At 56.8% G+C, this 24,920-nt stretch carries 21 protein-coding genes, 1 tRNA gene and 1 pseudogene; 9 read left to right on the forward strand and 14 right to left on the reverse strand.

Annotated features, from left to right (window positions below):
- Positions 1-22: 22 nt before the first annotated feature.
- The 3 genes from N3G78_09745 to N3G78_09755 form a co-directional block, all read right to left on the reverse strand.
- Positions 23-1,879: a TRAP transporter permease gene (locus tag N3G78_09745; protein ID MCX8118202.1), complete on the reverse strand. Its 1,857-nt coding sequence runs from the start codon at positions 1,877-1,879 to the stop codon at positions 23-25.
- Positions 1,880-1,978: 99 nt separating this feature from the next.
- A complete protein-coding gene (locus tag N3G78_09750; protein ID MCX8118203.1) occupies positions 1,979-2,920 on the reverse strand; it encodes a TAXI family TRAP transporter solute-binding subunit in 942 nt (313 codons plus the stop codon).
- A gap of 132 nt (positions 2,921-3,052) precedes the next feature.
- A complete protein-coding gene (locus N3G78_09755; GenBank protein ID MCX8118204.1) occupies positions 3,053-4,606 on the reverse strand; it encodes a long-chain-fatty-acid--CoA ligase in 1,554 nt (517 codons plus the stop codon).
- A gap of 152 nt (positions 4,607-4,758) precedes the next feature.
- Here N3G78_09755 and N3G78_09760 point away from each other — a divergent pair, with 152 nt between their 5' ends.
- The 3 genes from N3G78_09760 (at position 4,759) to N3G78_09770 (ending at position 8,063) form a co-directional block, all read left to right on the forward strand.
- Complete coding sequence (locus N3G78_09760) at positions 4,759-5,049, forward strand: hypothetical protein (protein MCX8118205.1); 291 nt, start codon at positions 4,759-4,761, stop codon at positions 5,047-5,049.
- Between the two features lie 76 nt (positions 5,050-5,125).
- Positions 5,126-7,603: a PBP1A family penicillin-binding protein gene (locus N3G78_09765; GenBank protein ID MCX8118206.1), complete on the forward strand. Its 2,478-nt coding sequence runs from the start codon at positions 5,126-5,128 to the stop codon at positions 7,601-7,603.
- A gap of 37 nt (positions 7,604-7,640) precedes the next feature.
- The gene (locus N3G78_09770; protein MCX8118207.1) at positions 7,641-8,063 is read left to right on the forward strand and encodes a CoA-binding protein; all 423 of its coding nucleotides are present in this window, start codon (positions 7,641-7,643) and stop codon (positions 8,061-8,063) included.
- Between the two features lie 18 nt (positions 8,064-8,081).
- Here the strand turns inward: N3G78_09770 and N3G78_09775 are convergent, their stop codons facing one another.
- From N3G78_09775 to N3G78_09785, 3 genes are read right to left on the reverse strand one after another with little or no spacing between them, the layout of a single operon-like run.
- Positions 8,082-9,194: an ATP-dependent 6-phosphofructokinase gene (locus N3G78_09775; protein ID MCX8118208.1), complete on the reverse strand. Its 1,113-nt coding sequence runs from the start codon at positions 9,192-9,194 to the stop codon at positions 8,082-8,084.
- 39 nt (positions 9,195-9,233) lie between these two features.
- Positions 9,234-9,710: a GNAT family N-acetyltransferase gene (locus N3G78_09780; GenBank protein MCX8118209.1), complete on the reverse strand. Its 477-nt coding sequence runs from the start codon at positions 9,708-9,710 to the stop codon at positions 9,234-9,236.
- Positions 9,707-11,164, reverse strand: coding sequence for a M48 family metalloprotease (locus N3G78_09785; GenBank protein MCX8118210.1), 1,458 nt, complete (start codon positions 11,162-11,164; stop codon positions 9,707-9,709). Before N3G78_09785 ends, N3G78_09780 begins: the two co-directional genes overlap by 4 nt.
- A gap of 81 nt (positions 11,165-11,245) precedes the next feature.
- Here N3G78_09785 and malQ point away from each other — a divergent pair.
- Positions 11,246-12,736, forward strand: a pseudogene (gene malQ, locus N3G78_09790) (4-alpha-glucanotransferase).
- A gap of 11 nt (positions 12,737-12,747) precedes the next feature.
- On the opposite strand, the gene N3G78_09795 reads toward malQ, so the two are convergent.
- A tRNA-Thr gene (locus tag N3G78_09795) sits at positions 12,748-12,822 on the reverse strand.
- A 175-nt stretch (positions 12,823-12,997) separates the two neighbouring features.
- Between N3G78_09795 and N3G78_09800 the strand changes: the two genes are divergently transcribed.
- Complete coding sequence (locus N3G78_09800; GenBank protein ID MCX8118211.1) at positions 12,998-15,169, forward strand: bifunctional (p)ppGpp synthetase/guanosine-3',5'-bis(diphosphate) 3'-pyrophosphohydrolase; 2,172 nt, start codon at positions 12,998-13,000, stop codon at positions 15,167-15,169.
- 67 nt (positions 15,170-15,236) lie between these two features.
- Here N3G78_09800 and rpmB read toward each other — a convergent pair whose 3' ends face one another.
- Positions 15,237-15,428, reverse strand: a complete 192-nt coding sequence (gene rpmB, locus N3G78_09805; GenBank protein MCX8118212.1) for a 50S ribosomal protein L28 — start codon at positions 15,426-15,428, stop codon at positions 15,237-15,239.
- A gap of 95 nt (positions 15,429-15,523) precedes the next feature.
- Here rpmB and N3G78_09810 point away from each other — a divergent pair, with 95 nt between their 5' ends.
- The 4 genes from N3G78_09810 to N3G78_09825 are packed head-to-tail and all read left to right on the forward strand — an operon-like array spanning position 15,524 to position 18,244.
- Entirely contained in the window at positions 15,524-16,264 is a 741-nt protein-coding gene (locus N3G78_09810) for a tRNA1(Val) (adenine(37)-N6)-methyltransferase (protein MCX8118213.1), read from the forward strand.
- 32 nt (positions 16,265-16,296) lie between these two features.
- Positions 16,297-17,313 carry a polyprenyl synthetase family protein gene (locus tag N3G78_09815; protein ID MCX8118214.1) on the forward strand — a complete coding sequence of 339 codons (1,017 nt, stop codon included), beginning with the start codon at positions 16,297-16,299 and terminating at the stop codon, positions 17,311-17,313.
- Between the two features lie 44 nt (positions 17,314-17,357).
- Positions 17,358-17,690, forward strand: coding sequence for a thioredoxin (trxA, locus tag N3G78_09820; protein ID MCX8118215.1), 333 nt, complete (start codon positions 17,358-17,360; stop codon positions 17,688-17,690).
- A 26-nt stretch (positions 17,691-17,716) separates the two neighbouring features.
- Positions 17,717-18,244, forward strand: coding sequence for a TlpA family protein disulfide reductase (locus N3G78_09825; protein ID MCX8118216.1), 528 nt, complete (start codon positions 17,717-17,719; stop codon positions 18,242-18,244).
- A 14-nt stretch (positions 18,245-18,258) separates the two neighbouring features.
- Here N3G78_09825 and N3G78_09830 read toward each other — a convergent pair whose 3' ends face one another.
- The 6 genes from N3G78_09830 to N3G78_09855 all read right to left on the reverse strand — a co-directional run bounded on the left by N3G78_09830 (position 18,259) and on the right by N3G78_09855 (position 24,904).
- A complete protein-coding gene (locus N3G78_09830) occupies positions 18,259-18,570 on the reverse strand; it encodes a helix-turn-helix domain-containing protein (GenBank protein ID MCX8118217.1) in 312 nt (103 codons plus the stop codon).
- Between the two features lie 21 nt (positions 18,571-18,591).
- Positions 18,592-19,590 carry an AmmeMemoRadiSam system radical SAM enzyme gene (amrS, locus tag N3G78_09835; protein MCX8118218.1) on the reverse strand — a complete coding sequence of 333 codons (999 nt, stop codon included), beginning with the start codon at positions 19,588-19,590 and terminating at the stop codon, positions 18,592-18,594.
- A gap of 38 nt (positions 19,591-19,628) precedes the next feature.
- Entirely contained in the window at positions 19,629-20,807 is a 1,179-nt protein-coding gene (locus N3G78_09840) for a nicotinate phosphoribosyltransferase (protein MCX8118219.1), read from the reverse strand.
- Positions 20,808-20,956: 149 nt separating this feature from the next.
- Positions 20,957-22,660: a hypothetical protein gene (locus tag N3G78_09845; GenBank protein ID MCX8118220.1), complete on the reverse strand. Its 1,704-nt coding sequence runs from the start codon at positions 22,658-22,660 to the stop codon at positions 20,957-20,959.
- Positions 22,657-23,397: an ABC transporter ATP-binding protein gene (locus N3G78_09850; protein MCX8118221.1), complete on the reverse strand. Its 741-nt coding sequence runs from the start codon at positions 23,395-23,397 to the stop codon at positions 22,657-22,659. Before N3G78_09850 ends, N3G78_09845 begins: the two co-directional genes overlap by 4 nt.
- Positions 23,398-23,434: 37 nt before the next feature.
- Positions 23,435-24,904 carry a transglutaminase-like domain-containing protein gene (locus N3G78_09855; protein ID MCX8118222.1) on the reverse strand — a complete coding sequence of 490 codons (1,470 nt, stop codon included), beginning with the start codon at positions 24,902-24,904 and terminating at the stop codon, positions 23,435-23,437.
- Positions 24,905-24,920 lie beyond the last annotated feature (16 nt).

Raw genomic sequence — 24,920 nt, forward strand, 5'->3', positions numbered from 1 at the left:
CCTTTCTGGATCCCACCGACCCTTATCGGGATCGGTCTCGGAACTTCTGGGATAGGACGACCGCGATCAGAAGGCCCAGGCCGACCATATCTGTCACCCACCCGGGTTTGATCAGGCAGAGCGCGCCCGCGATGAGCAATCCCCTTTCCAGAAATGTCGTCTCTTTCAAAAACCATCCCATCAGGCCGGCCGAAAGCAGGATCACACCCACCGATGCCGAAAGGATCGTCGTAACCACACTTATCGGAGAGCCGATGAGGAGCAGGGAAGGCCCGTAGACGAACATGAAGGGGACGATGAATCCCGTGGCCCCGGCCCTCATGGCCGCAAGCCCCGTCCTCCAGAGGTTCGAGCCGCTGATGCCCGCAGCCGCATAGACGGCCATGGCCACCGGAGGGGTGATGGCCGAGATGATGGCAAAATAGAAGACGAAGAGGTGGGCGGCGATGACCGGCACCCCCAGTTTGATGAGGGCAGGGATGAGAAGGGCGGCCTGGACGATGTAAGCGGCTGTGGTCGGAAGCCCCATGCCGAGGACGATCCCGGCGATCATCGTGAAGATCAGGGCGGGAACGAGGGAGTCGCCGGCGATGAGGAGGATGAGGCTGGTGAACTTCAGCCCGAGGCCGGTGAGGTTGATCACCCCCACGACGATCCCGGCACAGGCGCAGGCCGCGGCCACCGGAAGCATATTCTTCGCGCCGGATTCCAATGCCTCCAAGACTTTGACCACCCCCATCCTCGTCTCCCTCCGGATCAGGGAGATAAGGACAACGGAGATCGTCGCGAAGATGCAGGCGTACATCGGCGTATATCCAGCCATCATGAAATAGACGATGACGACCAAGGGTACGAAGAGATGGCCTCTCCATAGGAGGATCTGTCGGAGCGGGGGCCTCTCCTCTTTCGGGACCCCTAAAAGGCCTGTCCTGGAGGCCTCGAAATGGATCGCCATGAAGAGGGCCAGATAATAGAGGAGGGCCGGGATGAGGGCGTGCTTGCAGATGTGGATGTAGGAGATGCCCGTATACTCGGCCATGACGAAGGCCGCCGCGCCCATGACCGGCGGCATGATCTGGCCTCCTGTGGAGGCCGTCGCCTCGACCGCTGCCGCAAATTCGCGCTTAAATCCCGCCCGTTTCATCAGGGGGATGGTCAACCACCCATCGACCATCACATTGGCCACAGCGCTTCCAGAGATCGTTCCAAAGAGGCTGCTCGACACGACCGAGATCTTTCCAGGCCCTCCCTTGGCCCCGCCTACCAAGGAGGTCGCAAAATCCATGAAGAACTTTCCCGCCCCGGACTGTTCGAGAAAGGCCCCGAAGACCACGAAGAGGATCACATAGGTTGCCGAGACGCCGAGGGGGATTCCGAAAATCCCTTCCGTGGTGAGGTAGAGCTGGTCGATGACGGTCTCGACGCTGAACCCGGTATGCCGTAACAACCCTGGAAGGTATTGGCCGAAGAGACCGTAGAGGAGGAAGCCCACCGCGGTCAACGGCAAGGCCCATCCGATCACCCTTCTCGAGGCCTCAAGAAGGAGCAGGGTGAGGGCCACCCCCGATCCAAAGGCCCATGGCGTGACGGGATGGACATAGGGATAGCGGGTGACGACGTATTCGTAGTGGAGGAAAATATATCCCAACGAAATACCGGCGAGGAGAAGGAGGAGGATATCCAGGGCTATCCTCCCTCGAGACCTTCTGCTTTCGGTCGTCAGGCCAATGAGAAAGATCAACACCAGAGTGAAGGCGAGATGGACGGTTCGGTGCATCATCGCCTCGGGCGCCCCGAAGGCGCCCGTATAGAGGTGGTAGAGGGACATGAGGATGGCAATCCCGGCGGCCACCCGTTTCATCTGACGTACCTTATTCATCCTGCTCTCGGGTAGAAGAAAAGGCGGGAGGGGAGGGCGTCCCGCCTCCTCCATCGGGGAACCCCTTTCCGAATGCCGTTTAAAAGTTTCTTCCCGACCTCATTTGAGGAGGCCTTTTTCCCGGTAAAACTTCAAGGCCCCCGGGTGAAAAGGAACCCCGATGTCATGGGCAAGGTCCTTTGCCGTCACCCCTTTCATGTCTTTGACGACATCGCCCAATCGATCGACGTTCTCCACGAGGACCTTCGTGATCTTGTAGACGAGGGCCTCGGGGAGTTTGGCGCTGATGATCAGATGGGTAAAATAACCGACCGTGACCACATCGTAATTGACCCCAGGGTAGGTCCCGGCGGGGATGACCCTTCGGATATACCCGACGTTCATCCTTTGAAGCTCCTTGATCTTATCCTCCGGGATGGAGAGGAGCCGGATCTTCTTCGTCGTCGCCAAATCGACGATCGTGGCCGCAGGGATGGTCGTCCCCGGCATATAGGCATCGGCATGGCCATCCTTCATCAACGAGGCCGAATCCGCATAGCTCACGTAATTGACCTTGGCCATGTCTTTATAGGAAAGGCCGTGGACCTGGAGCACCTGGCTGGCCAGGAGTTCGCCCGTCATCCCTTTGGTCCCGGGACAGATCCTCTTCCCTTTTAAATCCAGGATCGTCTTGATCGGGGAATCTTCGAGGACCACGATTTGGAAATACTGCGGGTAGAGGTTGGCCAGCTGCATCACATTCTTCGTAGGGGCCTTGAAGGGTTCCCTTCCCGCCACCCCGTCCACGCTGGAGGAGGAATTCCCGAAACCGATGTCCGCCTTTCCCTCTTCGACGGCCACCACATTGGCGATGCCAGCCCCTGGGGCCACCGAGACGGTCGTCCCCGGGATATTCTTCTGGATCAACTCGGCAATGGCGCCCCCGAGGGGAATCCACACCCCGCCAGTGGGCCCGCTCATTATCTTGAGATCGACCTTCTCCTGTGCGAAGGAAAACAATGGAACCATCAACAAAAGGAGCAAGCCTAACCCCAGACCCATGAGTCTCTTGGATGTCATCTCCTACCTCCCTGAATGGATTGATGGCTCTTCATAAACCATAAATTGAAAGGGATGTCAAGAAGCCTTGACTTCCCCTCCCCGACGAGATGGGTTCGCCAATTGAAAAGAGGCCTATTCACCGAGGCTCGGGTCTCCAGCCCCCACCCTCTTTAAATAATCTTCCTTCAGGATCCTCTTGAGGACCTTTCCGGAGGGATTCCTCGGAAGGGCCTCCACGAATTCCACGGATTTTGGCTTTTTGTAACTGGCCAGATGTCTTTTACAGTACTGGATCACCTCCGCTTCGGTCATCACCTCCCCTCTCTTTAAAACAACGAAGGCCCTGACCGATTCTCCCCAGAGCGGATCGGGAACCCCGATCACGGCCGCCTCCTCGATCTTGGGGTGACGAAAGAGGACCTCCTCGATCTCGCGTGGATAGATATTTTCCCCCCCGCTTACGATCATTTCCTTCTTCCGGCCGACGATATAGAGGAACCCTTCTTCGTCCATCCGGGCAAGGTCGCCCGTGTGAAGCCAACCGCCCCGGAGCGCCTCGCGGGTGGCCTCCTCATCTTTATAATAGCCCTTCGTCACATTGGGCCCTCTGCAGACCACCTCGCCCACCTCCCCAAAGGGAAGGTCCCGATCCTGCTCGTCCACGATCCTCACCTCGAGAAAGGGGACCGCCCGGCCCACACATCGCTCCTTCTTCATGGACTCCCCGGCCTTTAGGATGGCGATGGAGGGACTGGCCTCCGTGCAACCGTAAACGTCATAAATCCCGGTGAGGTTGGGAAAAAGCTTGACCAATCTCTCCTTCGTCTCTGTCGGGAGGATAGAGGCCCCTGTGGTGCATTTCGTGATGGACCGGGTATCGTACCGGCCCTCAGGGAGGGAGAGCATGAAATGGTAGGCGGCCGGCGCACCCGAGATCACGGTGGCCCTTTCTTCTTCGATGATCTCCATCACCCTTTCGGGGTCGAATTGTTTCACGAGGATGCTCGTTCCGGCCATTGCCACACGGGTGAGGAAATGGTTGTTGAGGCCCGCGGTGTGGTAGAGGGGGCTGATGACGATGGAGCGCTCCCCTTCTCTCTCCTCCCTTCCCAGGATGGTGTTGAAGAGGTTCCAGAGGAGATTCCCATGGGTGAGGAGGGCGCCCTTTGGCCTTCCGGTCGTGCCGGAGGTGTACATTAATTCGCATTCGTCCCTCTCGGTGAGCTGGACCTCCGGGGCCTCGGAAGAGGCCTCTCTTAGGAGGGTCTCGTAGTCTAATGTACGGGCAGAGGACGACTCCCCCACGGCCAGGAAGAACTCGATCCTTTCCAGTCTGGGCCGGATGGTCTCGACAAGTTCGGAAAACTCCTGGCCGTAGATAAAAAATCTGGCGTCGGAATGGTCCAGGATGTAAAAAACCTCCTCGGCGGTAAACCGGAAATTGATGGGCGTGAAGACGCCTCCGGTGCTTGCGCAGGCGAAGAAGATCTCGACCATGGGGATCGAATTATAGAGAAGGACGGCCACCCGGTCCCCCTTCCTCAGACCGATCCGGAGAAGCCCATGGGCCAGCCGATGGACCCGATCTTCATAGGCCTGGTAGGTCACCCGCTCCTCTCCGCAGATCAAGGCGATCCGATGGGGGAATTTACGGGCGGTCAAGGCGAGGATCTTTCCGAGGTCCATCCCTTTCTTCTCATCCCTCGGCCCATCCTATATAAAAAAGGATCCTCCGTCAAGCACAAGGCGGCCGAAGGTCGATTTGATTTTTTCTGGCGCGGAAATTATAATGCAAGAAATTTTGAAGAAAACTTGAGAGAAAAGGAGGTGACTCGTAGATGAAGAAGACGATCTCGTTGGCGCTTTCCATCTTCCTGATCGGCGTGTGCCTGTCCGGCCTTCTGGGGTGCGGAGCGGACATCAAGGCCGAAAATGAGAAGTTGAAAGCGGAGAACGCAAGCCTCAAGTCAGACAATGACAAACTGAAACTCGAGGTCCAGAAATTGAAAGAAGACCTCCAAAAGGGCGCTGAAAAGGAGGCCACCATCGCCTCTCTCACCGCGGAGAACGAAGCCCTGAAAAAACAGGTGGAAGACCTCAAATCCCAGCTTGCGAAGAAGAAGAAGTAAATCGTCCTGGCCCCCCCAAAAAGGGAAAATCCCTCTCTGGCGGATTTTCCCTTTTTGATTCTTCATCTCCTTCTCCATGGACAAAGGGAAGAAAAAAATAAAACCACGGAGGAAGAAAAAGACCCAAAAGGGGCTTGTCTATTCCCTTCTCCTGGCCTTCGCAACCTCGGCCTTCTTGCTCCTCCTCTTAGGCATCTCGCTCTTCGTCTATTATTCCCGGAACCTTCCGGACTTCGCCTCCCTCAAAGAACGAGACCTGGAAGCTTATTCCATCGTCTATTCGGAGGACGACGAGGTCGTGGGGAAATTCCTTCTGAACAATCGAATCCCGATCTCTTACGAAAAGATCCCCAAACCCGTGATCCAGGCCTTCCTGGCCGCCGAAGATGCGGAGTTCTTTGAACATCGGGGGATCGACTATCGGGGGATCCTCCGTGCCCTGTTGAAAAACATCCTCGCAGGAAAGATCGTCCAGGGAGGGAGCACCATCACCCAGCAGGTGACCAAGACCTTCTTCCTGACCCCCCAGAGGAGCTTGCTCAGAAAGTTGAAAGAGGTGGCCTATGCCTTCGGGCTCGAACGCAATTTTACCAAAGAGGAGATTTTGACCCTCTATCTGAACCACATCTATTTGGGCAACGGCGCCTATGGGATTGAGGCGGCCGCAGAGAGCTACTTTAACAAACGGGTCGAACAGCTCAACCTCGCTGAAATCGCCATGCTGGCAGGCTTGGCCAAGGCCCCCAGCCGTTACTCTCCCGTACACAACCTTTCAAGGGCCAAAGAGCGGCAACATTACGTCCTGAGTCGGATGGCCGAATTGGGATTCATCACCCCGGACCAAAAGGAAAAGGCCCTGAGGAGCCCCCTGAAGGTCCAATCCAGGGGCAGCGCCTTTTTCAGCAGGGCACCTTACTTTACCGAACTTATTCGCCAACAAATCGAGAGGAAATATGGGAAAGAGAAACTCTATAAGGAGGGGTTGAGAATTTATACCGGCCTCGACCTCAACCTACAGAAGGCCGCTGAGAGGGCCATCGACATGGGGTTGAGGGACCTCGATAAAAGACAGGGATTTAGGGGACCCGTTCAGAGACTCACCCCTGAGGAGTTGAAGGAGATCACAAAAAAGAAAAGGCCCCCTTTGCAACCCCTATCGACTCAGGAGATCTATGAGGGGGTGGTCCTCTCGCGAGAAGACTCGCAGAAGCATTATCTGATCTGGGTGGCAGATCGGAAGGGGATCCTCCCTTATTCAGAGATGGCCTGGGCGCTTCAGGTGAAACCCACCCCCCATTTCAAACCGGGGCCGATTCGATCGCCCGCAGACCTTTTCAAGCCCGGAGATGTCGTCCAGGTGAGGCTGAAAGAGCCACCCAGAAAAGAGACCCCGCCCGTATTCACCCTCGAGCAAGAACCGCTGGTCCAAGGAGCCCTGATCTGCATCGATCCACGAACAGGGTTTGTGAAAGCTTTGGTAGGGGGACGGGACTTCCTGGAAAGCCAATTTAACCGAGCGGTCCACTCTCGAAGGCAACCCGGCTCGGCCTTCAAACCCCTCATCTATGCCGCTGCCTTGGAGAAAGGGTATACCCCCTCGACGATCCTGATGGACTCCCCTGTCGAATACTCCGACTATGACGGAGGATACTACTGGGCTCCCAAAAACTACGACAAAAACTTCATGGGACCCATCACTTTCCGGAATGCCCTCGCCCATTCGAGAAACGTCGTTACCGTCAAGATCCTCGAAGACATCGGCATCGGATATGCCCTCAAATTCTTCAAGAAGTTGGGCATCGAATCCCCCATCAAGAGGGACCTCTCCGTAGCCCTGGGGACCTCAGGGGTCTCCCTGCTTGAATTGGTCTCCGCCTATGCGGTCTTTGCTAATGGGGGGGAGCGCATCCAGCCCCTGTTCATCAAAAAGGTCGTGACGATGAAGGGAGAGGTGCTCGAAGAGCACATCCCATTCGAAGGATATGAGGAGGTGGAGGAGGATGAGGAGGAAGCCGAAGAGCCCTCTCCCAAACCGTCTCCCACCCCCGTCAGGGAGCAGGTCATTTCGCCCCAACATGCCTTCATCATGACCCATCTTCTCGAAGGGGTGATCCAACACGGGACTGGACAGAGGGCCAAGATTTTAGGCAGGCCTGTGGCAGGAAAGACGGGGACCTCGAGCGATTATGCCGACGCCTGGTTCATCGGATATACCCCCTCCCTTCTTGCAGGGGTATGGGTAGGTTTCGATGATAAAACCTCGTTAGGGAGGAATGAGACCGGAGCCAAGGCTGCCCTTCCCATCTGGATCGCTTTCATGGGATGGGCCTTGGACCGCACTCCTCCGGAGCCCTTCAGAGTCCCGGAGAAGATCGTCCTGGTTAGGGTCAATCTCGAGACCGGCCTGCCCGCCGATGGCAGCGTCTCCCAAACCGTTCTGGAGGCCTTTGTCGAGGGGACCGTTCCTAAGGAGAGAGGGGATCTCACCGGTGCCGCTCCTTTCCGGGGGGTCTCCCTGTCAGATCCCTCACGGCCTCCGACCACGGGTCCATGAAGATTCTAACCCTTCGATCGATCTGAGGTGATTCGGGATGATCAAAGAGGATGTGAAGCTCAAGGAAATCTTAGAGAGTTGTAAAACGATCGCCGTCGTCGGAATCTCACCCAAAGAGGATCGGCCCAGCTACGGGGTGGCCGCTTATCTCCAATCCAAAGGATATCGGATCATCCCCGTCCGGCCGGATGGCCAGGTCATCTTAGGGGAAAAAGTTTACCCCTCGCTCTCGGAGATCCCGGGAGAGATTCAGGTGGATCTCGTCGACATCTTTCGGAGAGCAGAGGAGGTTCCGCCGGTGGTGGAGGAGGCGATCAAGCGGGGGGTCAAAGTCATCTGGATGCAAGAAGGCGTCCTCCACCCCGGGGCCGCGGCAAAAGCGAGGGAGGCCGGCCTCCTCGTGGTCATGGACCGGTGCATGAAGAAAGAACATGAGCGTCTTTTTCGGGACGATCGTTAAATCCCTCTTTGGAAGAGCTCAGGAATATCCCAAGATGGTTCTCCTCCCGTTGTAGCGTTCGATGTCATACTGGGTCTGGACATCGACGAGGTTCAGTTTGCCCACAGCCTCTTCGAGGGGCACAGCCGTGATTTTGCCGTTTCTATAGCTCACCATCTTGCCAAAGTCCTCTTTGACGATCAGGTCGACCGCTGCGATCCCGAAATACCTTCCCATCCGACGATCGTAGGCACAGGGAGCCCCTCCCCGCTGGAGATGGCTCAAGGTGATGCTCCGGGTCTCGATCTTGGTGGCCTTCGAAATCTGGTTGGCCAAGAATTCTCCGATCCCTCCGAGGGTTTTGTGGCCAAAGCTGTCCAGACCGTTCTCTTTGGTGAATTCGGTCCCGCCCACGGGCTTGGCCCCTTCGGCGACGACGATGATCTCATAGCGTGTGCCCTTTCGCCTCCCCTCGAGGAGCAGCTCGTTCACCTTGTTCACCTCGAAATCGTACTCGGGGATGAGGATGATGTAGGCCCCGCTCGACTCCCCCCCCTCCAATGCCAGCCACCCGGCATGGCGGCCCATCGTTTCGACGACGAAGATCCGGCGATGGGACCCTGCGGTCGTCCGGAGCCGATCGATCTCCTCGGTGATCACGTTCAGGGCCGTCTCGAACCCCAACGTATAATCGGTCCCGGAAAGGTCCTTGTCGATCGTCTTGGGAATGCCGACGACCTTCACCCCTTCTTTAAAGAGCTTATTTGCCACCCCAAGGGTATCCTCTCCTCCGATGGCGATGAGATAGTCGATCTTATACCGCTCGAGATTCTCCAGAACGATTTTGGAACGATCCCTTTTGGGATCGTAGGGGTTCGTCCTCGATGTGCCGAGGTTCGTCCCTCCGTAGCGATCCCAGGTCCTCACCATCTCCTCGGTCAACGTCACCAGTCTGGGGACAGGGGACTCCTCATCCCCTTCGGGCTCGACCAGCCCCTTCCAGCCATCCCGTATCCCGATGACCTCGTGTTCGACCTTTCTCATCCGCTTAAGTCTGTCATCCAGCGCGGTCTTCACCACCCATTTGATCGCAGGATTCAACCCGGCACAGTCTCCTCCCCCGGTCAAGACGCCGATCCTTTTCTTTTCCATAGACCCTCCTTTCCCTATCAAGATGGTCAAAAGACCCGATCAGACAATCCTCTTGCAAAAGGTGATCCGGTCGTTTCCTTCCCAGTAGTAATCGGCAATCCTGGCCACCTCCTGAAATCCCCTGGCCCTGTAGAAGGTCTGGGCTTTCTGATAGGATGGGAGGGAGGAGGTCTCCACGAGGAGCATCCTCCCCCTTGAGGACCGAAGGCGGTCTTCGAGAAAAGCGAGAAGGGTCGAACCGATCTTCTGTCCCTGGACCTTGGGATCGACCGCGATCCAGTAAAGGTCGTAGGTCCCCCGGGTCATCGGGGCCGGCCCATAACAGATATATCCTATCGGGCGATCATGGACATCGACGGCGCAGGCGACCTGATAATCCTTCTGATGTTGGTTTTCAAGGACGATATCGATGAGTTCCAAGGCGACGCCGATCTCTTCCTCTGTGAAGACGGCCACCTCTCTCAGCATCCTCTCGAGTCCGGCTCTGTCCTTGGCCATCAACGCACGGATCCTCATCGCCCCCTCTCCACCACTTTGACCAGACTCCCCGCCGCAAGGGTCTGGCCCGCCCTTCCTCCGTTCAACAGGATCGCCTCCTGCATCCGCTCTTTGGGGACACCGAGTTGGGTTAAACAACCTTCCAGGGTGCCGGAGGTTTTAACCGCCTGAACCCTCACCCGATCCGGTTTGACCTCGATCCTTCTCGGGTCCGTCAACTCCTTGAATTGACCCATCGTCGTCTCGAAGACCCTAACATAAGAGGGAAATCGCTGGGCCAAAGTCACCCCGTGAAAGGCAAAGGCCTTTCGATCCTTTTCGATAAAATAGGAGAGGACCCGAAGGAGGTCGTTCTGAGATCGGTGATCGGAGAGGAGCCGCCGCGCAGGCAGACCGTTCACCCGGAGGGTTTCGGACCGAAGGACGATGGGCTGGGTCTTTGCGAGGAACTGCCGTTCCGCCTCCCAAGAGGAGGACGCCGTTGAGACGAGGAACAGGAGGAGGGCCTCCCCGCCTTCGCTGACGAACTGGACTTGCGAGGGCCTCTGATTGAGCTTCCACCTCGAAGGCGTCGGAAACTCGAACCGGTGGACAGGATGGTAAAAGACATCTTCGGCCACGTAACCCTGCCTCGGGTCTTCCCCATAGAGGAGCCCATCGATCCTTTTCAAATAGCCCTCCCTTTCAACCCGCGAAGTTTGAAGATTCAGTTTCTGGAACCATTCTTTCGCCTTCGCCCTTACCGCAGCGATCCGATTTTCTGGACTGGGATGGGTTGAAAACCATCCCGGCAGGCCGCTTCGATCAGAACCGGGATTGAGCTTCTCGAGGGTCTCGAAAAATTGGGCCAAGGCCTCTGCATCGTACCCTGCCCGGGCTGCATACTCCACCCCCAACTCATCGGCTTCCCTCTCATTGTCCCTGCTGAACCTCAGAAAGAGGAGGCCTACGCCGATCTGGGCCAGTCCGGTGACGAGGGGGGAATCGATGAGGACCGACCCTAACCCCAATCCCAACTGAGCGATCTGGGCCTTGCTATATTGCTGGGCGGAGTGCCGGGCCGCGATGTGGCCGATCTCGTGTCCCATCACCCCTGCCAGCTCTGCCTCGCTGTTGAGAAAGGCCAATATCCCGCGCGTGAAATAGACATAGCCTCCTGGAACCGCAAAGGCATTGACGACCGGCGCATCGAGGATCTTACAATCGTAGTTCAGGTGAGGCCGGTGGGAGAAGCCTCCGATCCGCTTGGCCATCTCCTGAACATAGCTCGTCAGCTTCGGATCTTCATAGAGGCCGTACTGTTGCAGGATCTCCCTGTCGGTTTCCCTGCCCAATTGCAGCTCGTCTCGTTCGCTGAGAAGCATCAACTCCTTTTTTCCGGTGACCGGGTTGACCGCACAGGAGACGATGAAGCAGAGAAGCACCAGCCAGGCGACCGGGCCTGTCATCCCTTTCATATTCCTTCCTCCCATCGATGAGGGTGATGGGGAAATTATACCCCATTTCTCCCCCTCTGGTAAACTCCGCGGGCTTCGGATATAATGGGTCGACCGATGGGGAAACGGGGAAGCGGCATCCTCTGTCACATCACCTCTCTACCCTCTCCTTATGGCATCGGCGATCTGGGCCGGTCGGCCTACGACTTTGCCGACTTTCTTTCCCATACGAGGCAGAGTTACTGGCAGGTCTTGCCCCTCCATCCCACCGATCTCGCCTGCGGGAACTCTCCCTATAGCAGCCCTTCGGCCTTCGCAGGAAACCCCCTCCTGATCGACCTCGATTTTCTCGTCGAATCCGGATGGCTTAAAAGGGAGGCCGTAGTTTCCCCACCGCCCTTCCCCCAGGGCATCTGCCATTATTCAGAGGTCGCCTCTTATAAAAAGGCCCTCCTTCGACAGGCCTACCTATCCTTCAAAGCCGAAAAAAGGCCGCAAGCCTTCGAAACTTTCTGTCAAGAAGAGAGGGGATGGCTCGAGGATTATGCCCTTTTCACGGCGATCAAGCATCATTTCGGCGGAAAATCATGGGACACCTGGGAAAAGGGTCTGAAACACCGGGAACCCGGGCCTCTTGAGAACATGAGGAGAAGGCTCCGAGAGGAGGTTGAGGAGGAGATGTTTTACCAATTCCTCTTCTTCACCCAGTGGCGGAGCCTAAAAACCTACTGCAATAGAAGAGGAATCGGTTTGATCGGGGACATCCCCATCTATGTCAACTATGATAGCGCCGATGTCTGGGCCCATCCCGAGCTCTTCAACCTCGATGGGGAGAAGAGGCCCTTGGGGGTGGCGGGGGTTCCTCCGGACTATTTCAGCGAGGCCGGCCAACTCTGGGGAAATCCGACCTATCGGTGGGATCGCCTGAGAGAAGAGGGTTACCAGTGGTGGATCGATCGTCTCTCCCACAACCTCCACCTCTATGACCTCTTACGTCTCGACCATTTCAGGGGGTTCGTCGCCTACTGGGAAGTCCCGGCGGGTGAAACCACGGCCGTCAACGGAGAATGGAAGGCCGCCCCCTCGGAGGACTTCTTCCAGGCCCTGTTGAGGAGATTCCAGGTCTCCTCCTTCATCGCGGAAGACCTCGGGATCATCACTCCTGAGGTCCGGGAGGTCATGGAGCGATTCGGCTTTCCCGGAATGCGCATCTTGCAATTCGCCTTTGGCGAGGACAACCCCTCCCATCCTTATCTTCCCCATAACTATATCCCCCATAGCGTGGTCTATACCGGAACCCACGACAATAATACCGTAAGGGGGTGGTTCGAAAGGGAAACCTCTCCAGAGGAACGGAGGAGGGTGTTCCGTTATGTGGGAAGAGAACTCCTCCCGGAAGAGGTCTCCACGGAGTTGATCCGCCTTGCCATGATGTCGGTGGCCAATACCGTCCTCATCCCCGTGCAGGATCTATTGGGATTGGGTGAAGAGGGCAGGATGAACCGCCCCGCCACCTCTTCTGGCAACTGGCAATGGCGCCTCCTCCCCCACCAGTTGACGGAGGTCCATGCGGCAAGGCTCCTCGATATGACCGAGATTTATGGCAGGGCGAACGAAATTGGAGCCGGCGGGGGGGTTTTAACCCTCGACCTACTGATTACGAATCAGTTGCTCTACCGCTGAGCTACGCCGGCCTTTGGTCGGAAAGGGGAAACCTTTTTCTCCGGCCCCCCTCGAGGTTAACTATGTTGTGCCACTTTCCTTTAGGAATTTCAACTCTCCTTTTCGGGCCTACGACCTTCCTTCCATAGCCTCTCCCATGCCGCCATCCCTTGAATTTTCTGTCCATTGTAGTATGATGTGTTTAAGATGTTAAGATTCAATGACATTTTGGATCGCTTGCTCTCCTACAACCCAAATGCGAATGTCGACCTCTTGAAGAAGGCCTACGTCTTTTCGGCCAAAGTCCATCAGGGCCAGGTCCGTCTCTCGGGAGAGCCCTATCTTACCCATCCCCTCGAAGTCACAGGGATTCTCGCCCAGATGAAACTGGATGTGGCGGCCTTGGCCACCGGCCTCCTCCACGATACCGTTGAGGATACCCTCACCACCCTCGAGGAGATCCGCAACAACTTCGGGGACGAGATCGCAGAGCTCGTCGACGGGGTCACCAAAATCAGCCGGATCTCCTTCCGATCCTCCGAGGAGAGACAGGCCGAAAATTTTAGAAAGATGATCCTGGCGATGGTCAAAGACATCCGGGTCATCCTCATCAAACTGGCCGACCGCCTCCACAACATGCGGACCCTTCGATATCACCATCCGGAAAAGCAGGCCGAGATTGCCCAGGAGACGCTCGATATCTATGCCCCCCTCTCCAATCGTCTGGGGATCGACTGGATCAAAACCGAACTGGAGGATCTCGCCTTCAAACACCTCCACCCTGAGATTTATCAGGAGATCCAACGAAAGATCTCCAAAATGGAGAAGGAGCGGCACCGGTATATCGATGAGGTGAAGCGGACCCTCATGAAAAAGCTCTATGAGAATAAGATCGAGGGGGAAGTGACCGGCCGGCTCAAGCAGATCTACAGCATCTACCAGAAGATGAAGGACCAGAATATCGACTTTGACCAGGTTTACGACATCACGGCCTTTCGGGTCATCGTCAATACCGTCAAGGAATGCTACGATGTCCTCGGGATCATCCACTCCCTCTGGAAACCCATCCCGGGAAAGTTCAAGGATTACATCGGGCTCCCCAAGGAGAACCTCTATCAATCCCTCCACACCTCCGTCATCGGACCTTACGGGGAACGGATCGAAATCCAGATTCGGACGAAGGAGATGCACCGGATCGCCGAGGAGGGGATCGCCGCCCATTGGAAATACAAAGAGGGAAAACCCTTGGACGAGGCCGACGACAAACGGTTCACCTGGCTGAGGCAGCTCCTCGAGTGGCAGCGCGACTTAAAAGACGATCAAGAGTTTATCGAAAGCGTCAAGGTCGACCTCTTTCCCCATGAGGTCTATGTCTTCACCCCTAAAGGGGAGGTCAAAGAGTTTCCGGTGGGAGCCACGCCGGTCGACTTCGCCTACAGCATCCATTCCGACATCGGCCATCATTGCGTCGGCGCCAAGGTCAACGGAAAACTGGTCCCCTTGAGATATGAGTTTAAGAGCGGCGATACGGTCGAGATCCTCACCTCGCCCAATCAAAAACCGAGCAAGGACTGGCTCAAATTTGTCAAGACCTCTCGGGCCAAGACGAAGATCCGCCAGTGGTTCAAAGCGGAGGAGAGGCAGAAATCGATCCTCCTCGGAAGGGAGATCCTCGAAAAGGAATTGAGAAAATATGACCTCCAGCTGGCGAAAGTCACCAAATCGGGAGAGCTGGATCGGGTGGCCTCGGAATTCAGCTTTCAGGGGGCCGAGGACCTCATCGCGGCCGTGGGCTACGGAAAGATCACGGCCAACCAGATCATCGGAAAGATCCTCCCCCCCGAGAAGATGGAGAGGAAAGAAGAGACCGAGGAGGGACGCCTGAGAAGCCTCCTCCATAAAATCACCCATGCCGGTCCGAAAGATGCCCTTCTCATCAAAGGGGTCGACAACGTGATGGTGCGCTATGCGGGCTGTTGTAATCCCGTGCCAGGGGACCGGGTCGTGGGGTTCATCACCCGGGGCCGGGGCATGACCCTCCATACGGTCGACTGCCAGAACATCATCGATGAAGATCCCAACCGGAAGGTGGAGGTGGAATGGGACGGGACGAAAGAATACAGCTACCCCGTCCGAATTCGGGTCTATTCGGAGGACAAGAAAGGGTTGCTCGCCGAGATCAGCAGTTCGATCGCCTCGAACGAAGCCAACATCACCAACGCCCGTGTCGAGACGACCGAGGACCACAAGGCGATCGGGACCTTCGAATTACAGATTAGGGATCTCAACCACCTGAAAAAGGTGATCAAGGGTCTCGAAAAGATCAAAGGGGTTCTCCGGGTGGAGAGGATGAAATTCGAAACCCAGATCGATTCCTGAAGCTCCTCCAGAGGGGCTTGCGGAAAATGCGGGAGGGAAAAACGAAGGGGCTAAAGGGTGAAGGAGGTCAGGCGGCCTTTACCACCCGGCCGGAGCGAAGGCACCTTGAGCAAACTTTGATCTGGAAGGTCTTGCCTCCCTGAGAGGCCTTGACCTTGTGGAGATTGGGATACCAGACCCTCCGGGTCTTATTGTTGGCATGGCTCACGTTGTGGCCGAAGACAGGGCCTTTGCCGCAAATGTCACATCTCTTTGCCATAGAAAGACCTCAAACGAAATTGAATATTGATTAACACACCCTTTGACCAAATTCAAGGACCCTTGACGGACAACCCCGGGAGAATCGCAACGTCCATGGAAAAAGAAGAGGGCCCGGTTTCCCCCTCGACCGACGAAACACTCGATGCCTTCTTTAACGGCGAACTGAGGGTCATTCAGAAGAAGGAGGCCTATCGTTTCTCGATCGATGCGATCCTGCTCAGCGAGTTCGTCGCCCTGCGCCCCCGGGAGAGGGTGATCGATCTGGGTACGGGATGCGGGATCTTGCCCCTCCTGTTGTCCAAAAAATCGGAAACGGCCACCTTCGTCGGGGTGGAGATTCAGAAATCTTTGGTGGAGTGCGCTGTCAAAAATGTGCACCTCAATCGTCTCCAGGAACGCATCACCATCCTCCAGGACGACTTTCGAAAATTAAGGGACACCCTTCCCCCCGCCTCCTTCGATGTCGTCATCTCCAATCCCCCTTATCGAAAGGCTCACTCTGGGAGAGTCAACCCTTCCTTTTCGAAGGCGATGGCCCGTCATGAAATCCATGCCACCCTGGACGACCTCACCTCGCTCGCCTCCTATCTCCTTCCGAACAAGGGGAGATGTTATCTCATCTATCCGGCTTCCAGGCTCGTCGATCTTTTGGTGTCGCTGAGGCGAGAAAAGCTGGAACCGAAGCGTCTCCAATCGGTCCACCCCTTTTGGGGGGAAAAGGCGGTCTTCGTTGTCGTCGAATCGATCAAGTCGAGTGGCGCCGAGTTGACCTTGATGCCTCCCCGGATCCTCCATCCGGGGGGTCGGGACGGAAAGGACCGAAATACGTTTTGACAACGGGCGAGGAATAGGATAATTATTGTCTAATGAAGGCATGGGAAGCGGCGACACCGAAGACAGAAGAGAAGCTCTCGCTGAAAGATCTCCTGGATTGGCTCGGGGATGACCTGAAAAAGGTCGATCTCGAGTTCCGAAAGAATCTCAACTCCAGGGTCCCCATCATCTCTGCCATCGGGGAGCACCTTCTATTTAGCGGGGGGAAAAGGCTCAGACCCCTCCTTCTCCTTCTCTCTGCCAGGGCCTGCGGCTACCAAGGTCATGACCACATCTCCATGGCCAGCCTCATCGAATTCATCCATACCGCAACCCTCCTCCATGACGATGTGGTGGACCGGGCAGAACTCCGGAGGGGGATGGAATCGGCCAATGCCAAATGGGGCAATGAGGCCTGTGTCCTGGTAGGAGATTTTCTCTTCACCAAGTGTTTTTCCCTCCTCGTCGAAAACGGCAATCGTAAAATCCTACAGGCCATCGCCAAGGCCACCACCTCGATGGCGGAGGGTGAACTGGAGGAATTGATCAAGACGAATGACCTCTCTCTGACAGAGGAAGAGTACCTTTTCATCGTCACCCGAAAGACCGCCTCCCTCTTCTCTGCGGCAGCCCAGGTGGGCGCGATCCTCGGCGAGGCCTCGGAGGAGGAGGAGTGGGCCCTCGCCCATTTCGGAAAGGAACTCGGGATTGCCTTCCAGCTCATCGACGACAACCTCGACTACATCTCCCGGGAGGAGGAGTTTGGCAAGAAGATCGGGATCGACCTCCAGGACGGGAAGATCACGCTCCCCTTGATCTTCACCCTGGCCCAATGCACCGAAGAGGAAAGGGCCCTCGTCCACCGAGCCGTTTCTACGGAGGAGATGGCTCAGGAGTCCTTTGATCAGGTTTTGGCCCTGATCGAAAAATACGAGGGAACCCGCTACACCTATGAAAAAGCGAAGAGCTACGTCGAACAGGCCAAGACGCGTCTCCATCTTCTGCCCCAATCGAGAGAAAGGGAGGCCTTGAGGGCCCTTGCGGATTACGTGGTAGAAAGAAGATGGTGAATCTTTCTAAAAGAACAAAAATCACCGTTTGAGAGGAGTGAACCATGGCAACGGAAACCTTCCTTCTTCATCTGACAGACCAAAATTTCGCCGCCGAGGTCCTGCAATCCGACCTGCCCGTCCTGGTCGATTTCTGGGCGAGCTGGTGCGGACCCTGCCGGGCGATCAGCCCCCTCGTCGATGAACTGGCCCAAGAATATTCGGGCCGTGTCAAAGTCACCAAGCTCAATGTGGATGAAAACCCCCTCACCCCCTCCCAGTACGGGGTCAGAAGCATCCCCACCCTCATCCTCTTCAAGGCAGGAAAAGTTTTGGATCAGATCGTGGGCTCGGTTCCAAAGGCCCGTCTGAAGGCCATGATCGAAAAGGCATTGTAGCCGGACCCCTCCCTTCGGAGCAAAGCATGTCATTGAAACGCCTTTTCTTGCAGACTTCCCTTGCCTTCGCCTTTGCCCTGAGCGTTCTCATCCTCCTCCCCTGCTGCGCCAAAAAGACGGAGGAGCGGGATCAGGCCCCCAATTTTTCCCTCCGGACTTTAAACGGTCAGCAGATCACCCTCTCCGACTTGAAGGGGAAGGTGGTCTTGCTCGATTTCTGGGCCACCTGGTGCGGTCCTTGTCGAGAATCGATCCCCCATCTGGTTCGTCTCTACAGAAATTACCAAGAGAAAGGCTTCGAATTGATCGGAATGAGCAAAGACCGGTCAGAGGACATCGAGGTGGTGCGGAAATATGTCAGGACGATGGAGATCCCCTACCCCATCATCCTGACCCCCGACGAGGTAGCCCGAAAATACCGGGTGACCGGGCTTCCCACAACCGTCCTCATCGACCGAAAGGGGGTCATCCGCCAAAGGATCGTCGGCTTCAATAGCGCCATCGGCCAGCAGATCGACTCGAAAGTGGAAGAGCTGATCGCCGAATCTCCCTGATCGCCCTCCCCCGTCTATTTCTTCCTCTCCTCTTTGAAGAGCCGGAAATATCCCTCCACCAAACGCTGGGGGTCCAAATGGAGGAACCGGGCATAGGCCTTTAGAAATCCCTTGAGATAGACCGGGGCAGGGAGTCGCGAAAGGTCTTCGGCCTCGATCGCTTCCAGAATTTTGGGGTTGATCTTCGTTTCAGCGGAGATCGTTTTGAGGTCGATCCCCAACTTTTCTCGGAGCTCTTTTAAGGACCTCCCGCGATAGTCGATCTCGCCCGTCTCCAGGGTGATCTCCTTGAAGGTGAGGGTCCCGTCCGTGTCGGCCGGCTTCATCGGTTCTCTGCCTCCCTCTTCCTAATCCCAGACCCCCTCGATCTCCCTTTGACAGTACCGGCACCTTCCCTGATGGATCTCCAACCGGGTCACATTAAATCCGATGCGTTCGATGATCTTTCGACCGCACCCCGGACAGAAGGTGTCCTCGCCGCCTCTGCCAGGGATATTGCCGCAATAGACATACCAGAGTCCAGCGGCCAACCCGATCTCTCTGGCCCGGTGGAGGGTTTCCGCAGAAGTCCTCGGAAGGCGGGTCATCCGGTAAGTGGGATAGAAGGCTGAGATATGCCAAGGGGTTTCCCGTCCCAAGGTGAGAATGAACTGGGCAATGGCTTCGAACTCCCTCTCCGAATCGTTCAACGTAGGGATCACCAGCGTGGTGACCTCCACCCAGATCCCGAGGGATTTCATCAACTTCAGGGTCTCCAGCACCGGCTGGAGTCTGGCCCCGCAGATCTCCCGGTAGAACTTCTCCTCAAAGCTCTTCAAATCGACGTTGGCCCCGTGGAGGTAAGGCCGGATGGCCTTCAACGCCTCCTCGGTCATGTAGCCATTGGTCACGAAGATGTTTTTAAACCCCTTCTGGGCCGCAAGGAGGGCGGTCTCGTAGGCATATTCGAAATAGATGGTGGGTTCGGTATAGGTGTAGGAGATGGATTGGCATCTTCGCTGTTCGGCGAGGGAGACGATCCGGGAGGGAGCAACGGGCGTCCCCTCGATCCTCTCCTGATCCACGGGCATCTGCGAGATCTCGTGGTTCTGACATTGAAGGCACCGGAAGTTGCATCCGACCGTGGCGATGGAGAAGGTGGCTGTGCCCGGTTGAAAGTGGAAAAGGGGTTTCTTCTCGATCGGGTCGACATTCATCGAGATGACCCGCTCGAAGACAAGGCTGTAGAGCTTCCCCCCCCTGTTTTCTCTCACCCCGCAGAGGCCCCTCTTCGAGGGGAGGATAAGACACCGATGATGGCAAAGGTGGCACTTGACCTTCCCCTCCTCGAGGGAGTGGTAAAGCATCGCCTCTTTCATTCTATATCCCCAGGCAGGAACGACGCCTAAAGGTCGAAATGGGGCAACTGTTCCAGGACATATTTCCGGATCTCCTGAGGTGCGGGAGAGTCCTGAAGAATCCGGTGATGGTCGATCAAAGGGAGGAGGAGATCCTCGAAATGCCCTCCGCAGGCACACCGGTCTGAGCCCCTTTCCGAAGCCTCCGAGGGAGGTCGATAGGGGACCAACTTATCCTGGTAGCATTTCGTGCAGCGGAGGACGCTCTTCGAACCCGACATCTTTCCCCTTTTGGCCAGGGGTTTCCCTTCGATTTCCACGATATCCATCGCCAGGTCGATCGACCGCGCATTGGTAATCGAGGTACCCACCCCGTAGGCATCCACCACGGGATTGAGGCTCAAGATCCGTTTTTCGTCCAATCCTCCGCTGACAAAGATCTTCACATGGCCATGGCCTCTCAGGTTGAGTTCCCAACGGATCTCTTCGATGATCTTCTGCAGATCCCCTCGCCTCGAACTCGGCGTGTCGAGCCGGATGCCGTATAGTTTCTTTCCCAAGGCCTCTGCCACCCGGACGGCCTCGACCTTCTCGTCGTTGAAGGTGTCGATCAGGGCCACCCGTTTCACCTTGGGGTCGATCACCTCGTCAAAGGCCTTGGTCGCTTCCACCGTGTCTCCGAAGAGGAGGACCAGGGCATGGGGCATTGTGCCGGAGGGCTCCTCGTGGATCAACTCCGCATCCTTGACCACGGCAACGCCATCACAACCTCCGATGAAGGCATTCCGTTCCACCATCGGCGCGATGGCAGGATGGATGCGCCTGGCCCCGAAGCTGATGACCCCCCGATCCCCGGCGGCCTTCTTGCAGCGGGCCGCCTTGGTGGCAACGCCAGAGGCCTGACAGAGGAGCCCCAAGATGGACGTCTCATAGAGGCCGAAGTCGGTATACATCCCCTCGATCTCCATCACCGGCTCGTAGGCCCTGAAGATCGTCCCCTCTCTCATGGCCCTCACTTTTATCGGAAGGTCTTTGAGGAGATAGACGGCCTCCTCGATCCCGGCCAGCACGCCCCAACTGTAGTCCTCGGGAAAGCGCTTGGCAATAAATTCCGCCTTGACCCGTTTATCGATCTTCTTCGCCTTGAGGACCTCCATCGTCCGGGTAAAATAGACGTCCGTGTACTTTCCGGCTTTGATATCCTTGGGATCAGCGATATGGAACATCGTCCCTTCCTCTCGGCTCGGAGTTCTCTTTTCCCTATATAACAGAAACTTCCTGCCCCTGTCTATATGAGATGGCTCTCGGGAGGGAGGTCGTCCCCTCCTCTTGCCTCGACAGGAGGGGGACAGGGGGTCACGAGAAGGCGAGAGCTTCAAGGCCCTCGGGGATTAATCCCCTCCTCGAGGAGCCTCCGTTCTCCTTTTCGGATGGGAATCCACGTGGCCATCCCACTGAGTCCGAGGACACAGACCAAGGACCCAGCCATCCACGCCCACTGGTCAAGGGTGAGGCTCTCCCAGCCGAGGCCGGCCATGAGGAGCCGCCACACCGGCCCTGCCTCGAGGACGATGACAACGGCGATGAACCCGCTACAGAGGGTCATAAAGATCAGGCCCCCGAGGCTCGTGGCGAATCGGGCAGGGCTCTCCGATTGAAAATCGGCATACATGGCGCCCAGCCCGACCCCCATCGCCACAATCCCTGGAACGACCAGAAAGAGGGTGATGACCGAGAGGGTCATCATCAGAGGGTTCACCTGAAGAAGGAGGTTGCTTATAACGATCAAGGCCTCGGCCAGAAAGAGGAGAGGAGCGCCGTAGACACACACCTTGATCCAGAGAAAAGAGCGGATGGAGAGAGGGGAAGACCTCACGATCCAGAAGGCCTCTCTCTCGAGGCTGACCGCGGGGAAGACGAACCTCACGGAGATGGCGCTCAGGACAAAGGCAGCCAACCCCATATTTAAAAAAGCGAGGACGTTTCGGAGGGAGTCGATGGGGAGCGAACTCTTCTCCAGGGGGAGGACCGAAAAGTTATATAGGTAGATCACGATCACCCCCAGGATCAGGAAGATCTGGGACCACTGGGACTGATCTCGAAAGAAGGTCTTCACCTCCTTTTCAGCAAAGGCCCGGACGGAACGGGGAAGAGGCCGAAGGAGGATCGCCATTCCCCTCCCTAACCGGGAGGGATAGGTCGGAGAGCCTCCTCTGCCGCTCAGGGATTTTGAGAACCCTCCAAAATAGAGGCTTCCTGCAATCCAGGTCGAGAGGAAGACCCCGCTGAGGGCGCAGCTCCAGGAGAGGGCGGTGTTGAACCAGACCTCCTCCCATGAACCGAGCAGGGCTCCCCTGACGGCCTCCCACATCCAGGTGGTGGGGAGGAGGGGAGAGGAGGGAGTCTCGAGGGTCCTGAGATAGAGAAGGAGCGTGGCAAACGATTCTGGATTGACGAACTGTTCTGGCCGGATCAAACGGAACACGATCACGAGGAGGAGGACCGCCATCAGGCCGAAAAAGAGGAAGAGATTCCGGAGCCGACCCGCTGGAAGGACCTTGGCAGAGATCAAAACCAATAGGGCGCTGAGGCTCGAGGCGATGGCGCAGAAGGGAATGAGGTTGAGTCCCACCGCGAGGTAATAACCCGCTCCTCCCCCATAGACCACTCCATAGGCGATAAAGACGGGCAGGCTGTAAACGAGAATCATCCAGGAACTGTCAAAGGTCGATTCCACCCACCGGGAGAGGTAGAGCGTCTCTTTGAAGACGGGCATCGAATGGAGGAGGGGGAGATCTTTCGAGAGATAGAGATGGTTCAGGGTGGCCAGGACCGCGCTGAAGAGGAGGAGGAAAAAGAAGGTGATGAGGATCATGGAAAGGAGCTTGAAGGCCAGGAGGTCTCCGAAGCCCTCCACCGCGTGAAGATAACGGAGGACCCGGAAGAAAAGGAGGAAGAGGCCTCCCCAGAAAGACAGGCCGAAAACCCCGAAGAGCATCTTCAGCCCTCTCCGAGGAGAACCCCTACGAGGTTTGAAGGAGAGGAGCCTCGGCCTCAAGAGGATGAAGATCTCCTTCATAAAAGGCCTTCCCCTTCGGTCAGGATCAGGAAGACCTTCTCGAGATCTCCTTCTTCGATCTGGGCCGATGCTTTCAGCTCTCCGATCGTCCCCGTGGAGATCAGGTTTCCCCTGTGGATGACGCCGATCCGGTGGCAGAGTTCTTCGGCCACGGACAGAAGATGGGTCGAGAGAAAAAGGGTGGTCCCCTTCTCAACCAGGTCCACAAAAAGGCGTTTGATCAATCTCATGCCGGCCGGGTCCAGGCCGACCATGGGCTCGTCGATGATCAACACCTTCGGCTCGCGAAGAAGGGCGGCTGCAAAGACCAATCGCTGTTTCATCCCGTGGGAATAGGATTCGATCAATTCGTGGCGCCAATCGGTCAGGGAGAAGATATCCAACCAAATCTCGGCCCTCTCCCAGAAACGATCCTCCTCGAGCCCGTAGAGGTCCGCCGTGAACCTCAAAAATTCCATCCCCGTCAGCTTCTCATAAAGAAAGGGGCGATCCGGAATATAGCCGAGGCGCTGTTTGGCCTTTTCCGGCTCTTTGGCCATGTCGATGCCGTCAATCATCACGGTCCCTTCGGTGGGGGAGAGGATGCCGCTGATCATTTTTAAAGTAGTCGTCTTGCCCGCCCCATTAGGACCGATGAACCCGAAAATCTCCCCCTCTTTGACCGTGAGATTGATTCGGTTGACGGCGATCCGATTTCCAAAGGTCTTGGTGAGGTTTCTCAATTCGATGGCGCCCATCCCAAAGGCCTCCCGAAGATTTCCCCCCCAGTCGCACTCACTCCAGGATCGTCAGTCGGATCTTTCCGATCATCCCGGCCAGGTCGATCTGTCGAGCCGCCCCCCGCACAAATCGTAGGTGCGTCACGTCCGCCGGAAGTTGGTTTAAGGTGGCATCGGCGGTGACCCATCTTCCCAAATAGAGGACATTCCAGGCGTGATAATAGAATCTCCCGTTTTGGTAAACCAGACCCGCTTCGACCTCTGCCGGGAGGCCGGCGGCCCTGGCCAGTGCCGCCAAGAGGACCGCATGTTCGTTGCAATCGCCGACCCGTTTTCGCAATGTCTCGAGGGCATTGGGAATCGAGAAGACGGGCTGCCTCCGGATATTCTGGTGGACCCAGAGGACCAGTTTTCTCCCCTTTTCCAGATCCGAATCCTCCTGCGAAAGGATCGCCCTTGCCTGGGCCAAAATCTCAGGATGATCGGACTGGATAAACGGAGAGGGCTTGAGGAAATCCTTGAGATCTCCCCCTCCCTCCCTCTCCTGGTTCGGCGGGGGGCGGAGGAGGTCTTCTCTCCGGACGGTCAAGATCCCATTTCGGAACGCCTGCCTCCCTCCATGGAGGAAGAACCTTGGGGCCTCAATCCCTTCCAACCGGATCCTCAAAAGGTTCAGGGAGGAGGGCTCCGGGAGAACCCGGCTGACCGGCACCGAGGCCACTTCCGCAAGATCTAAAGGGAGGGAAAGACCTCCCCCTTGGATGGCTTCCTCCCGGGTGGTTCGCTCAAGCCTCAGGCCGAGGGAGCCTTCCTCTCTCAGGATTGAACCGTCTTCTCCAATCCAAGCCACCTGCGGGGAACCCATCCAGTCGACGGAAACCTTCTTCGCCTTCTCCCGGCGATCCATCACCTCGATCGTCTCTTCGGCCACCACCGTCAATCGGACGGATCTTCGGGAAAGGGTCAAGGGATCAAATACCTCAAAGCTTCGCCGATCCCCGACCCTCATCGTCGCGGGCTTGAGCGATTCCAAAAGACCGACCGGGAGATGGACCTCGCGGTCGAGGGGGATTTGGAGGTATTCCTCCGAACCGGTTGGCCCACAGGAAACGGCGAGGGTCCGGCCCTGGACCCCTCCCCTCGCCCTGAACCGGACGAGGCCGGATTGGAGTTCAAAGTCGAAGCCGGAAAGGCCGAGGCGGTGATTTAGATCTCCCGTCATCCTGAACCGGAGGTCTTGGACCAGGCCAAGGATGTTCATTCTGAGCGAAACCGTCTCCTGAACCCGAAACCCGTCGGCCATCTCGAAAAATTGGCGGTGGGCATACCCGATCCTCCGGTCGTGCTGGAAGATCTGCATCCAGATCTCCCGGTTCGGGCCGGAGGGAAGGGTGAAGGAGAGCGAGGGCCCTCCTTTCCCCTTGGGCTCCAGGACCCCCAAACGGAGCATCAGAAGGAAGGTGAAGACCGATAGGAAGCCCAATCCGAGGACCGCGTAAGGTCTGAATCGAGGGAGGTTCTTCATCGATTAATCATATCTT

It is taken from the genome of Thermodesulfobacteriota bacterium, from assembly GCA_026415035.1.
In the GTDB taxonomy this organism is placed as follows: domain Bacteria; phylum Desulfobacterota; class BSN033; order BSN033; family UBA1163; genus RBG-16-49-23.